A 12,771-nucleotide genomic window follows, 5' to 3' on the forward strand; every position below is an offset into this window, starting at 1 on the left:
TTCCTTGCAGCAAGGAGGGGCGATGAAGCGATACACCGTCACCATCATCGGCATGGGGCCGCGCGGGCTCAGCGTTCTGGAGCGGCTGGCGGCCATGGTCCGCGGCCGCGACCTGCTGATCGACCTGGTCCTGGTCGAACCGGGCGAATGCGGGCAGGGCGTGCATTCGGCGCGCCAGCCCCAGCACTTGCTGATCAACACCATCGCCAGCCAGGTCACGCTGTTTCCCGCGCCCGGCGTGGTGAAGGACGGTCCCGTGTGTGCCGCGCCGTCGCTGACGCAATGGGCGCGCGAGCGCGGCTACCGGCGCGTGGACGAGCAGTACTACCGCATCGGCGCGACCGGGGCCGGGGCCGAGATCAGCGAGCTGGACTACCTGCCGCGCCGCCTGCTGGGCGAATACCTGACCTGGGCCTACGAGCAACTGGTGGCCAGTCTGCCGGCCGGCGTCACGCTCACCCACCACCGGCTGCGCGCGCACGACCTGTGGCAGCAACCGGACGGGCGTTGCGTGGTCGAGCTCGAAAGCGGCTTCATCATCCTCAGCGACTTCGTGTTCCTCGCCACGGGCCACGGCAACAACGGGCTCAGCGACCACGACGCGTGGTGCCGCAAGTTCGCCCAGGACCATGCGCGCTACAACAGCCGGCTCGGCTACTACCGCCACATCTACCCGCTGGAACAACTGGTCAGGATAGGCGCCGACGCGCGCGTGGCCATCCAGGGCCTGGGCCTGAGCGCGCACGACGTGATCGCGGAACTGACGGTGGGGCGGGGTGGCGCCTACGTGCGTGACGCGCGCGGCATGCACTACGAAAAATCGGGACGGGAGCCGAAACTGCTGCTGTGCTCGCGCCTGTGCCTGCCGTATGCGGCGCGCGGCCTCAACCAGAAGGGCCTCGATGGCCGCCACCAGCCGCACTTCTTCACGCCCGACGCGATCGAAGCCTTGCGCCACCGGGCCCAGCGCGAGCGCGGCAGCCGCCAGCTCGATTTCGATGCGGAACTGCTGCCCCTGCTCAAACGAGAAATGGGCTACGTCTACCGTGCCACGGCCGACGGCCACGCGCCCGACCCGGCCAGCTACGTGCTGGGCCAGCCCGAGGCGGACATCATCGACGGCCTGCTGTTCCCCTTGCGCGGACGCGAGTTTGCTTCGCTCGATGCATTCCGTGCCTATTTCCGCCGCTGGCTGGTGGACGACCTGGCTGAAGCCCACAAAGGCAACGTGGACAGTCCCGTCAAGGCGGCCACCGACGTGCTGCGCGACGTGCGCGCCAGCCTGCAGGCGGCGCTGGAATTCGGCGGCCTCACGCCGGCCTCGCACCGTAAGTTCCTCAACGTCTACCATCCCATCATCAACCGCATCGCCTTCGGCCCACCGCGGCAGCGCAACGAGGAATTGCTGGCGCTGCTCGATGCGGGCGTGGTGGAGATCGCCTCCGGCCCCAATGGCGTGATCGGCAACGACGAGAACGAATCGACGTTCGTGCTGCAGACCCGTTTCGGCGCCCACCTGGAGCGCCACCCGTTCGACGTGCTGGTGGTGGCGCGGCTGGACGTGTTCTACCCCGAGACGGACGATTCGCCGTTCACCCAGAACCTGATGCGGCGCGGCATGGTGCGGCCGTATTACAACGGCGTGTTCCATCCGGGCGGCATCGACATCGACCCGGACAGCCACCCGCGCAACGCCAGCGGCCAGCCGGCTGCCAACATCTGGGCGCTGGGCTTCCCCGTCGAGGGGCCGCACTACTACACCCATGCGCTGCCGCGTCCCATGCTGCGTTCGCGCCAGGTGCTCGATGCCGACCGTTGTGTTTCCGCCATGTTTGCCCAGATCCCGGACGCGCCACGGCGCGCGGCGCGGCGCCGCCCCGAGGCCGGCGACGCGCTTTCCTCCCAGCCGGCTTTGCCGCGCGTCACCATGTAGCGGTGTTGATACATACCGTAACATTCATCAAGACCAAGCTCCGGTAAGCTACCGGAACTCAGGCTGGCCGCCCTGCGCGTTGCGCGCGGCGGTGCCGGCCTGGCGGCGCGGTTCCAAAAATGGCGGGACTCTGGCACTATGACCGCATTTTGACGATCACGCTCCACGAAGGTTTGCTCTTGCACGACGATACGCACACGATGTCAGCAGATTCCGAGTATTGCCACAGCTGCGGCCAGCGCCTGCCTGCGCGCGAGGGCTATGGCGACGGCCGGCGCAAGCGCATGTCGGACCGGATCGGCATCGCCATCTCGATCGGCCTGCACTTGCTGGCCGTGCTCTACTATTTCCTCAAGCCCAGCGAACCGTTCCACCGCACGCCGCCGCGCGGGGGCGGGGAAATGGTCTATATCGCACCGTTGCCAAACAAGCCGAACAAGCCCGAGAAGAAGCCGGAGCTGGCCAAGGCCAGGCCGCAGCCGCAGCCCAAGCGCGCCGTGGCGACGATCACGCCGCCGGCCGCCCGGCCCAAGCTGGAAACCTATGTGCCGCCCGTGGTGGCGCCGATGCAGCCGCCGCCTGAGATGGATATGTCGGAAATGATCGCCAAGCGCCGCGCCCAGCGCGCGGCTGAGAATCCGCAGCCGGCCGAACCGGCGCAGGAAAGCGAGAACGACCGCGCCATGCGCATCGCCAAGGCCAACATCGCCGGCGCCCAGGGCCGCTCGGGTGGCGGCCGCGACCGCGACGACACGGGTGGCTTGTTCTCGATCGCCGACCGCACCTACCACGGCGCCGAGGTCAAGTTCCGCGGCTGGAACACGAACTTCCGCCGCAACTGGACCCAGCAGGTGCATGTGGAAGTGGGCGACTGGCCGGACCTTGAAACGGCCATCGTGAAGAAGATGATCGAAATCATCCGCAAGGACCACCCCGGCGACTTCCCGTGGGAATCGCAGCGCTTGGGCAAGGTCATCGTGATGAGCGCCCGCAAGCAGGATGAGCCGGAACTGACGGCCTTCCTGTTGAAGGAAATGTTCCCCGAATACCGGCGCGGCCGGTAGACGGCTGGTAAACGACACCGGGGTCAGGTCATACTCTCATGCAAGCTTGCGCGAAAGTATGACCTGACCCCGGTTGTTGCTTAGGCGCGGGCCTTGAGCAGGCGCGCCACGTCCAGCGCGAAGTAGGTCAGCACGCCGTCGGCGCCGGCGCGCTTGAACGACATCATCGCTTCCATCATGACCTTGTCGTGGTCCAGCCAGCCGTTCTGGGCGGCCGCCTTCAGCATCGCGTATTCGCCGCTGACCTGGTAGGCGAAGGTCGGCACCTTGAACTCATCCTTCACGCGGCGCACCACGTCCAGGTAGGGCATGCCCGGTTTGACCATGACCATGTCGGCCCCTTCGGCCAGGTCCAGGCCCACTTCGCGCAAGGCTTCGTCGCTGTTGGCCGGGTCCATCTGGTAGGTGTTCTTGTCGCTCTTGCCCAGGTTCTTGGCCGAACCGACGGCATCGCGGAACGGGCCGTAGAAGGCCGAGGCGTACTTGGCCGAGTAGGCCATGATGCGGGTGTGGATGTAGCCGTTCTCCTCCAGCGCGGCGCGGATGGCGCCGATGCGGCCGTCCATCATGTCCGACGGTGCCACCACGTCCACGCCAGCCTCGGCCTGGGCCAGCGCCTGGCGCACCAGCATGGCGGTGGTGGCGTCGTTGATCACGTAGCCGTTGTCGTCGATCAGGCCGTCCTGGCCGTGGCTGGTGTAGGGGTCGAGCGCCACGTCGGTCAGGATGCCCAGTTCCGGGAACGCTTGCTTGAGGGCGCGCACGGCGCGCGGCACCAGGCCGTCCGGATTGGTCGCTTCCACCCCGTCCGGGGTTTTCAGGGCGCTGTCGATCACGGGGAACAGGGCCAGCACGGGGATGCCCAGCGCCACGCATTCCTCGGCCACTTTCAGCAGCAGGTCCACCGACACCCGCTCCACGCCCGGCATGGACGCCACCGGCTCGCGCTGGTTGACGCCGTCCAGGATGAACACGGGGTAGATCAGGTCGGAGGCGGTGACGGTGTTCTCGCGCATCAGGGCGCGCGAGAACGGGTCGCGGCGCATGCGGCGCATGCGGATGGCGGGAAACTGGGCGGTAACGTGAGGCGTGTGCATCGTGAGCAATCCACTTTCTACAGGTTAGGGTTGGGCGCTGCCGGCATCGGTATCGGTCTCGTCATCGTCGGGCGCTTCGATCAGCGCCGTCTGGGCGGCGGCCTCGTCTTCCGTCAGGCCGGCCAGCTCGATGATCTTGTCGTTGGCTTCCTCGATGCCGATGCGCTTGAGCGCGGAGAACAACTGCACGGTGAAGGGGAAGCCTTCGCCGTCCTGGTCGACGTAGCTGTCGAGCTTGGCCTTGGCCTGGCGCAGCACGTTGACGGATTCATTGCGGTTGAGCTTGTCAACCTTGGTCAGGATGCAATGGATGGGCTTGCCCGTGGGGGCGAACCATTCCAGCATCTGGATGTCGAGCTCGGTGAACGGGCGGCGCGCATCCATGATCAGGATCAGGCCGGCCAGTTGCTCGCGCCGTTGCACGTAGTCGCCCAGCAGGCGCTGCCAGTGTAGCTTGGCCGAACCCGACACCTCCGCGTAGCCGTAGCCGGGCAAGTCCACCAGCAGGCAGCGGATCTCGTCGACGATGGTGGGGTCTTTCCGGTGCTGGGCCACGTGGGCGCCGCCGATCGAGAAGAAATTGATGTGCTGGGTGCGGCCCGGGGTCTTGGACGCGAACGCCAGCCCTTTCTGGTTGCACAGGATGTTGATGGCGGTCGATTTACCGGCGTTGGAGCGTCCCGCAAAGGCGATTTCCGGCACCGTGGTGTGGGGCAGGTCGCGCAATTGGTTGACGGTCGTGAAGAAGCGAGCTTGCCAGAGTATTGACATGGGATAGGTAGAAATTGCAACAAGGGGGGCAAAAGCGTGAGAAAGCTATTGTACAATAAGGGGTTACGAATTGTTGCCAAGCATATTTCATGCTAGGTTGAGGAAGTGCGGCAGGATATCGACGGCAACGGTTACCACCAATTTATTGACTAGTCTCAGGGTGTCTGAATGAATCGTGCGTTTTCACCATTTGCAAAATCCTTGATCGTCGCTCTGCTGGCTGTGTCGGCCACCGCATCGGCTGCCGAAGAGAAAAAGCCGGCCGCCGCCGAACCCGCCGTGGTCAAGGCTGATCCCGCCAAAGGCGCCAAGCTGTTCACGGAAGGCGACGCCACCCGCAGCATTCCCGCCTGCGTGTCCTGCCACGGCGAGGCTGGCAATTCGACCATCACCGTCAACCCGAAACTGGCCGGCCAGCATGAGGGCTACATCGTCAAGCAACTGAACGATTTCGCCAGCCCCGCGCGCGTGCAGGCCATCATGTCGACCTACGCCAAGGCCATGACGGACGAGGACAAGAAGAACGTGGCCGCCTACCTGGCCGCCCAGACCCAGAAGCCGGGCGCCGCCAAGAACAAGGACACGGTGGACCTGGGCAAGAAGATCTACCGCGGCGGTATCGCCGAGAAGAACGTGCCGGCCTGCGCCAGCTGCCACGGCGCCGGCGGCGCCGGCGTGCCGGTGCAATACCCGCGCATCGGCGGCCAGCACCAGGACTACACGGTGGCCCAGCTGGACCTGTTCCGCACGGACGCCCGCAAGAACAGCCCGCAGATGAGCACCATCGCCAAGCGCATGTCGGCCGATGAAATGAAGGCCGTGGCCGATTACATCGCTGGCTTGAAATAATCGATAGTTGTCCTCCCAGCTGCACCGCCATCCGGTGCGGCGGCGGACACGGAAGTGAAAAAAGGGCAGCAGCGTAAAGCGGGCTGCCCTTTTTGTTGGTATGCTGCCTGCTTCCGACCCGCTCCTCCCTTTTAGACTGACGCGCATGAGTAGCCCGAGCACCACCGGTATCACACTGAAAACCCGCCGCCCCGTGGTGGCCGAAGTCGTCGAGCTGATCTCGTCGATGCGCTTCGCCATCGCGCTGCTGACCCTGATCGCCATCGCCGCCATGATCGGCACGGTGATGAAGCAGAACGAACCTATGCCCAACTATGTGAACCAGTTCGGCCCGTTCTGGTTCGACGTGTTCGACAAGCTCAGCCTGTACTCCGTCTATTCGGCCTGGTGGTTCCTCACCATCATGGGTTTCCTGGTCGTGTCCACCTCGCTGTGCATCGTGCGCAATACGCCCAAGATGCTGCGCGACATGCGCAGCTGGCGTGAGCACGTGCGCGAGCAATCGCTGCACAACTTCCACCACAAGCACCAGTGGCAGACGCCGCTGGCGCGCCAGGCGCTGGCCCAGCAGACCATGGACCGCCTGCACGACGCCGGCTACCGCAGCAAGGCCGTGGAAAAGGACGGCGCCACGCTGGTGACGGCCAAGAAGGGCGCGGCCAACAAGTTCGGCTACATCTTCGCCCACTCGGCCATCGTCATCATCTGCATCGGCGGCCTGCTCGACTCGGACATGCCGATCCGGCTGCAGGAATGGTTCCTGGGCAAGAAGCCGTTCGCCGGCAACGGCGTGATCGCCGAGATTCCCAAGCAACACCGCCTAGGCCTGGGCAACCCCACCTTCCGCGGCAACACCATGATCCCCGAAGGTTCTGCCAGCGACGCGGCCATCATCCCGCGCGCCGACGGCGTGCTGATCCAGGACTTGCCGTTCACCATCCAGCTGAAGAAATTCCACATCGAGTTCTACACCACGGGCATGCCCAAGCTGTTCGCCAGCGACGTGGTGATCCGCGACCATGACACGGGCCAGACCTTCCCGGCCACCATCGAAGTGAACAAGCCGCTGATCTACAAGGGCCTGGCCGTGTACCAGTCCAGCTTCGAGGATGGCGGCAGCAAGCTGCAACTGACGGGCTATCCGATGGCCGGCGGCAGCCAGCAAACCTTCAAAATCAATGGCGAAGTGGGCGCCAGCACGGCCATGGGCGACGCCTACACGGTGGAATGGTCGGGTTTCCGTCCATTCAACGTGGAAAACCTGGCCAGCAACGACACGCGCGCCGTCACCAAGGGCCAGAGCTTCAACGAGCAGTTCGCCAAGGACCTGGACAAGCACCTCGGTTCGGCCGCCAAGAACGCCAACAACAAGGACTTGAAGAACGTGGGCCCGAGTGTGCAGTACAAGCTGCGCGACAAGACCGGCCAGGCGCGTGAATACCAGAACTACATGCAGCCGGTGACGGTCGACGGCGCCACCGTGTTCCTGGCCGGCATGCGCGTGAACCCGGGCGACCCGTTCAGCTACCTGCGCATTCCGGCCGACGACGCCCACAGCGTGACGGAATGGATGCGGCTGCGGGCCGCCATCCACAATCCGGCCCTGCGCACGGCGGCGGCCCAGCGTTACGCCCAGCACGCCATGCCGACCGGCACCGACGCGCTGCGCGCCCAGTTGCAGCAGTCGGCCGAGCGCAGCATGGCCATCTTCGCCGGCGATGACAAGCAAGCCGGTTTCGTCGCCATTTCCCGTTTCCTGGAGAAAGTGCCCCAGGCCGAGCAGGAAAAGGCTGCCGACATCTTCATGAAGATCCTTAACGGCGCCCTGTGGGACTTGTGGCAGGTGGCGCGCGCCCAGGATGGTGTGGCGCCGGCCCCGGCCGACGAAGCCCATGGCCGCTTCCTGCAACTGGCCACCAACGCGCTGTCCGACAGCTTCTTCTACGGCGCGCCCGTCTACCTGCAGCTCGATGACTTCACGGAAGTGAAAGCCTCCGTGTTCCAGGTCACGCGCTCGCCGGGCAAGGCCGTCGTCTACTTCGGCTGCCTGCTGCTGGTGCTGGGCGTGTTCGCCATGTTCTACATCCGCGAGCGCCGGGTCTGGGTCTGGATCAAGGAGGCGGGCGGTGGCACGGATGCCGTGATGGCCATGAGCACCCAACGCAAGACACTCGACTTCGAACACGAATTCACGAGCCTGAAAGAAAAACTGCCGCAATCGGCGTAAGCTGTCAAAAAAGCTGGAGATAGAAATGGAATTGTCGCAAAGCACCACCCCCACCTACACCCAGGCGCCTGGCTACTTCAAGCGCCTCGGCCTGCTCGACTGGCTGTTCGCGGCCGGCCTGCTGGCCGCCGCCCTGTACGCGCTGAACCGCTTCGGCAACTACATGGATGTTTATGAAAAAGGCATCCTGCTGGGGGCCGTGCCAACGTTCGCGGCGCTGGGCTGGCACTGGAAGCCGGTGCGCTGGCTGATGCCGCTGGTGGCCTTGCTGGCGCTGTGGGCCATTTCGCTCTACGGCGGCGAACTGGACATGGGCACCAAGAAGTTCCTGCTGCGCAACATGCTGTCGAGCCAGTCCGCCATCCTGTGGATGAGCGTGATGTTCTTCCTGTCCACCTTGTTCTACGGCATAGGCCTGGCCACGCGCTCGGCCACCGGCGCCACCATCGGCTCCAAGCTGTGCTGGACGGCCGTCGTGCTGGGCCTGACCGGCCTGATGGTGCGCTGGTACGAGTCCTACCTGATCGGCACCGACGTCGGCCACATCCCCGTGTCCAACCTGTACGAAGTGTTCATCCTGTTCTCGCTGATCACGGCCATGTTCTACCTGTACTTCGAGCAGCGTTACGCGACGCGCCAGATGGGCGCCTTCGTGCTGCTGGTGATCTCGGCCGCCATCGGTTTCCTGCTGTGGTACACGGTCAGCCGCGACGCCTCCGACATCCAGCCGCTGGTGCCGGCCCTGCAAAGCTGGTGGATGAAGATCCACGTGCCGGCCAACTTCATTGGCTACGGCAACTTCGCGCTGGCGGCCATGGTGGCGGCCGCCTACCTGCTCAAGAGCTCGGGCAAGCTGGTGGACCGCCTGCCGTCGCTGGAAGTGCTGGACGATGTGATGTACAAGGCCATCTCGGCCGGTTTTGCCTTCTTCACCATCGCCACCATCCTGGGCGCGCTGTGGGCGGCCGAGGCCTGGGGCGGCTACTGGTCGTGGGACCCGAAGGAAACCTGGGCCCTGATCGTCTGGCTCAACTACGCGGCCTGGCTGCACATGCGCTTGATGACGGGCTTGCGCGGCCGCGCCGCCGCCTGGTGGGCGCTGACGGGCCTGATCGTCACCACTTTCGCCTTCCTGGGGGTGAATATGTTCCTGTCCGGTCTGCACTCCTACGGCAAGCTCTAAGCCAGGCCTAAGCACGGGCAACGACGGAATGGTGTAAGGTTTGCGCTTGGTGGACAGACCAAGCCTCACCCCCGCACCTTTCTGGAGTTGCCATGCTGATCAAACGTTCCCCCAACGGCCTCGATGTGCCGTTCTCCTCCGAAATCACGCCGCGCGCCGTGTTCGAGTCGCGCCGTCATTTCATGAAACAGCTGGCGGCCGGCACCCTCGGCAGCGCCGCCTTGCTGGAACTGGCCAGCCGTGAAGCGTTCGCCCAGGGCGTCAACCCCAAGCTGGCCGGCGCCCGCAATCCCGCGTATTCGGCCATGGACAAGCCCACGGCCTACAAGGACGCCACCAGTTACAACAATTTCTACGAATTCGGCACCGACAAGTCGGACCCGGCCCAGTACGCCCACACGCTCAAGCCCCGGCCCTGGACCGTCACCATCGACGGCGAAGTGAAGAAACCGCTCACGCTGGACCTGGATGCGCTGCTCAAGCTGGCGCCCATCGAGGAGCGCGTGTACCGGCTGCGCTGCGTGGAAGGGTGGTCGATGGTGATCCCATGGATGGGCTACTCGTTCTCCGAGATCATCAAGAAGGTCGAGCCGACCGGCAACGCCAAATACGTGGAATTCACCTCGCTGGCCGACAAGAAGCAGATGCCGGGCGTGGGCAGCCGTGTGCTCGAGTGGCCATACGTGGAAGGCTTGCGGCTGGACGAGGCGCGCCACCCGCTGGCGCTGCTGACGCTGGGCATGTATGGCGAAACCTTGCCCAACCAGAACGGTGCGCCCGTGCGCATCGTGGTGCCGTGGAAATATGGCTTCAAGTCGGCCAAGTCCATCGTGCGCATCCGCTTCGTCAAGGACCAGCCGCGCACGGCGTGGAACGTGGCCGCGCCGCAGGAATACGGCTTCTACTCCAACGTGAACCCGGAAGTGGACCACCCGCGCTGGTCGCAGGCCAGCGAGCGCCGCATCGGCGAGGACAGCTTCTTCACGCGCAAACGCAAGACCCTGATGTTCAACGGCTATAACGACGTGGCCTCGCTGTACACGGGCATGGACCTGAGAAAGTACTTCTGACATGGACTTCCACCCCAACCCCCGCCAGCTCGGCTGGATCAAGGGCGCCATCTTCGCGCTGGCGCTGCTGCCCTTCGTGCGCATGGTGGTCCTGACGGTGACCGGGCAACTGGTTGAACCGCTGGAATTCATCACGCGCGGCACCGGCGACTGGACGCTGTACTTCCTGTGCATCACGCTGGCCGTCACGCCGCTGCGCAAGCTGAGCAAGTGGAACTGGCTGATCAAGCTGCGCCGCATGCTGGGGCTGTATGTGTTCTTCTACGCGGCGCTGCACTTCACCACCTTCCTGTGGTTCGACCATTTCTTCGACGTGCAGGAAATGTGGAAGGACGTGCTCAAGCGGCCCTTCATCACGGTCGGCTTCGCGGCCTTCGTGCTGCTGGTGCCGCTGGCCGTGACCAGCACCAACGCCATGGTGCGCCGCCTGGGCGGCAAGCGCTGGCAGTGGCTGCACCGGCTCGTGTACATCGTGGCGCCGCTGGGCATCTTGCACTTCTGGTGGATGAAGGCGGGCAAGCACAACTTCACGCAGCCCATCATCTTCGGCGTGATCGTGGCGGTGTTGCTCGGGGTGCGGTTGCTGTGGCGCCAACGGCAGGCGCGTGCGCAGCAGGCCTGTTCGTGCAGCATGCCGGCAGCCCAACGGACCGGCTCAGCGCGGGGATAGGGAGGGGCGGGCCGCCGCCTGTGCGACGGCCCGCAGTGCAGCGGCAGCTTACTTGATGACCGATTCCAGCGCGTACAGCTCGGCTGGCGTCTCGCGGCGGCGCACCAGGTGGCACACGTCGCCATCGACGATCACTTCGGCCGCGCGGCCACGGGTGTTGTAGTTGGACGCCATCGTCAGGCCGTAGGCGCCGGCCTGCATCATGGCCAGCAGGTCGCCCTGTTCCACCGCCAGCGCGCGGTCGCGCGCCAGCCAGTCGCCCGATTCGCAGATCGGGCCCACCACGTCATAGGTCTGGGCCGGCTTGCTGCCGGGCGCCACGGCCTGCATGTCCATCCACGCCTGGTACAGGGCCGGGCGCATCATGTCGTTCATGGCCGCGTCGACCACGCAGAAGTTCTTTTCCTCGCCGTGCTTGAGGAATTCCACCTTGGTCAGCAGCACGCCCGTGTTGCCCACGATGGAGCGGCCCGGCTCGAAGATCACCTTGATCGGTGCACCGTTGTGGCGCGCAGCGCGCCAGGCATCCACTTTCGCGAACAAGCGGCCCAGGTAGTCGGCCACGGCCACCGGCGGCGCTTCGCCCGCCTCGCCGTAATTGATGCCGATGCCGCCGCCGATGTCGAGGTGGTGCAGCACGATGCCTTCCGCGCCCAGCGTGTCGATCAGTTCGATCAGGCGGTCCAGCGCTTCCAGCAGCGGCGCGTCGTCCAGCAATTGCGAGCCGATGTGGCAGTCGATGCCCGTCACTTCCAGGTGCGGAAGCTGGGCCGCCGTGCGGTAGGTGGCCAGCGCGTCGTCGAAGGCCACGCCGAACTTGTTGGCTTTCAGGCCGGTGGCGATGTAGGGGTGGGTCTTGGGGTCGACGTTGGGGTTCACGCGCAGCGAGATGCGGGCGCGCTTGCCCATGCTGCCGGCCACCTCGTTCAGGCGGTGCAGCTCGGGGATCGATTCCACGTTGAAGCACAGGATGTCATGGTCGAGCGCCAGCCGCATTTCGTCCACGGTCTTGCCCACGCCCGAGAAGATCACCTTGCGCGGGTCGCCGCCGGCGGCGACCACGCGCAGCAGTTCGCCGCCCGACACGATGTCGAAACCGGCGCCCTGGCGCGCCAGCAGGTCCAGGATGGCCAGGTTGGAATTGGCCTTCATGGCGTAGCACACCAGCGCATCGCGGCCGCGGCAGGCGTCGGCGTAGGCGGCGAAGTTGGCCAGCAGGGCGGCCTTGGAATAGACGTAGGTCGGGGTGCCGAACTGTTCGGCGACGGCGCTCAGCGAGACGCCTTCGGCGTGCAGCACGCCGTTATGGTAAGCAAATTGCGACATGGATTAGTGGTCGATAGCAGGGGTGGTGGGGGCCGGTGCGGCGGGTGCCTGGCCGTTGCTGGTGGCGGGCTTGGCGGGGGCCTTGGGCAGGTACAGCGGGCCGGGTTGGCCGCAGGCGCTCAGCAAGACGGACAGGCACAGGATGGTGCCGAAAACACGGGGAATGCGCGCGACGGAGGACTTCACGATTAAAATCATGGTTTGACTAGAGAATATGGGAGTGTAGCATGGGCGAATCGGAATTCCTGGCGCAGGCGGAAAGCGCATTGAGCGCGATCGAGGCGGCGCTGGACCGCTTGAACGACGAGGACATGCTCGACGTCGAGTGCAGCCGCAGCGGCAACGTGCTTGAAATCGAGTTCATCAACAACGGTTCCAAGATCATCGTCAACAGCCAGGCCGCCATGCAGGAACTGTGGGTGGCTGCCCGCGCCGGCGGTTTCCACTACCGCCAGCGCGACGGCCAGTGGCGCAACACGCGCGACGACTCGGAACTGTACGCGTCGCTGTCGGAGCTGGTGACCGCCCAGTCCGGCTCCCCGGTCGTCATCTCGCCGGACGCGGACTGAACGGAATCGAGC

At 65.2% G+C, this 12,771-nt stretch carries 12 protein-coding genes; 8 read left to right on the forward strand and 4 right to left on the reverse strand.

What is annotated here, in order from left to right:
• Positions 1-22: 22 nt before the first annotated feature.
• Positions 23-1,933 (forward strand): FAD/NAD(P)-binding protein, encoded by a 1,911-nt coding sequence (locus H3H37_RS09860; RefSeq protein WP_182161883.1) that lies wholly within the window; start codon positions 23-25, stop codon positions 1,931-1,933.
• Between the two features lie 200 nt (positions 1,934-2,133).
• Positions 2,134-2,997, forward strand: coding sequence for a hypothetical protein (locus tag H3H37_RS09865; RefSeq protein WP_229218755.1), 864 nt, complete (start codon positions 2,134-2,136; stop codon positions 2,995-2,997).
• Positions 2,998-3,077: 80 nt separating this feature from the next.
• Here the strand turns inward: H3H37_RS09865 and hemB are convergent, their stop codons facing one another.
• Both hemB and yihA read right to left on the reverse strand, forming a co-directional pair.
• Entirely contained in the window at positions 3,078-4,094 is a 1,017-nt protein-coding gene (hemB, locus tag H3H37_RS09870) for a porphobilinogen synthase (RefSeq protein WP_182161885.1), read from the reverse strand.
• A 24-nt stretch (positions 4,095-4,118) separates the two neighbouring features.
• A complete protein-coding gene (yihA, locus tag H3H37_RS09875) occupies positions 4,119-4,865 on the reverse strand; it encodes a ribosome biogenesis GTP-binding protein YihA/YsxC (protein ID WP_182161887.1) in 747 nt (248 codons plus the stop codon).
• A 168-nt stretch (positions 4,866-5,033) separates the two neighbouring features.
• On the opposite strand from yihA, the gene H3H37_RS09880 reads away from it, so the two are divergent.
• The 5 genes from H3H37_RS09880 to msrQ all read left to right on the forward strand — a co-directional run bounded on the left by H3H37_RS09880 (position 5,034) and on the right by msrQ (position 10,864).
• A complete protein-coding gene (locus H3H37_RS09880) occupies positions 5,034-5,714 on the forward strand; it encodes a c-type cytochrome (RefSeq protein WP_182161889.1) in 681 nt (226 codons plus the stop codon).
• 145 nt (positions 5,715-5,859) lie between these two features.
• On the forward strand, positions 5,860-7,941 hold the full coding sequence (locus tag H3H37_RS09885; RefSeq protein ID WP_182161891.1) for a cytochrome c biogenesis protein ResB: 2,082 nt from the start codon (positions 5,860-5,862) through the stop codon (positions 7,939-7,941).
• Positions 7,942-7,966: 25 nt separating this feature from the next.
• Positions 7,967-9,124: a c-type cytochrome biogenesis protein CcsB gene (ccsB, locus tag H3H37_RS09890; RefSeq protein ID WP_182161893.1), complete on the forward strand. Its 1,158-nt coding sequence runs from the start codon at positions 7,967-7,969 to the stop codon at positions 9,122-9,124.
• A gap of 92 nt (positions 9,125-9,216) precedes the next feature.
• Positions 9,217-10,194 (forward strand): protein-methionine-sulfoxide reductase catalytic subunit MsrP, encoded by a 978-nt coding sequence (gene msrP, locus H3H37_RS09895; RefSeq protein ID WP_182161895.1) that lies wholly within the window; start codon positions 9,217-9,219, stop codon positions 10,192-10,194.
• Position 10,195: 1 nt separating this feature from the next.
• Complete coding sequence (gene msrQ, locus H3H37_RS09900) at positions 10,196-10,864, forward strand: protein-methionine-sulfoxide reductase heme-binding subunit MsrQ (RefSeq protein ID WP_182161896.1); 669 nt, start codon at positions 10,196-10,198, stop codon at positions 10,862-10,864.
• Positions 10,865-10,912: 48 nt separating this feature from the next.
• On the opposite strand, the gene lysA is transcribed toward msrQ, so the two are convergent.
• Positions 10,913-12,190 (reverse strand): diaminopimelate decarboxylase, encoded by a 1,278-nt coding sequence (gene lysA, locus H3H37_RS09905; protein ID WP_182161898.1) that lies wholly within the window; start codon positions 12,188-12,190, stop codon positions 10,913-10,915.
• Positions 12,191-12,193: 3 nt separating this feature from the next.
• Complete coding sequence (lptM, locus tag H3H37_RS09910) at positions 12,194-12,376, reverse strand: LPS translocon maturation chaperone LptM (RefSeq protein ID WP_220456395.1); 183 nt, start codon at positions 12,374-12,376, stop codon at positions 12,194-12,196.
• A 41-nt stretch (positions 12,377-12,417) separates the two neighbouring features.
• Here lptM and cyaY point away from each other — a divergent pair, with 41 nt between their 5' ends.
• Positions 12,418-12,759, forward strand: coding sequence for an iron donor protein CyaY (cyaY, locus tag H3H37_RS09915; protein ID WP_182161902.1), 342 nt, complete (start codon positions 12,418-12,420; stop codon positions 12,757-12,759).
• Positions 12,760-12,771: the final 12 nt, after the last annotated feature.

The organism is Rugamonas brunnea, assembly GCF_014042345.1.
GTDB lineage: Bacteria > Pseudomonadota > Gammaproteobacteria > Burkholderiales > Burkholderiaceae_D > Rugamonas > Rugamonas brunnea.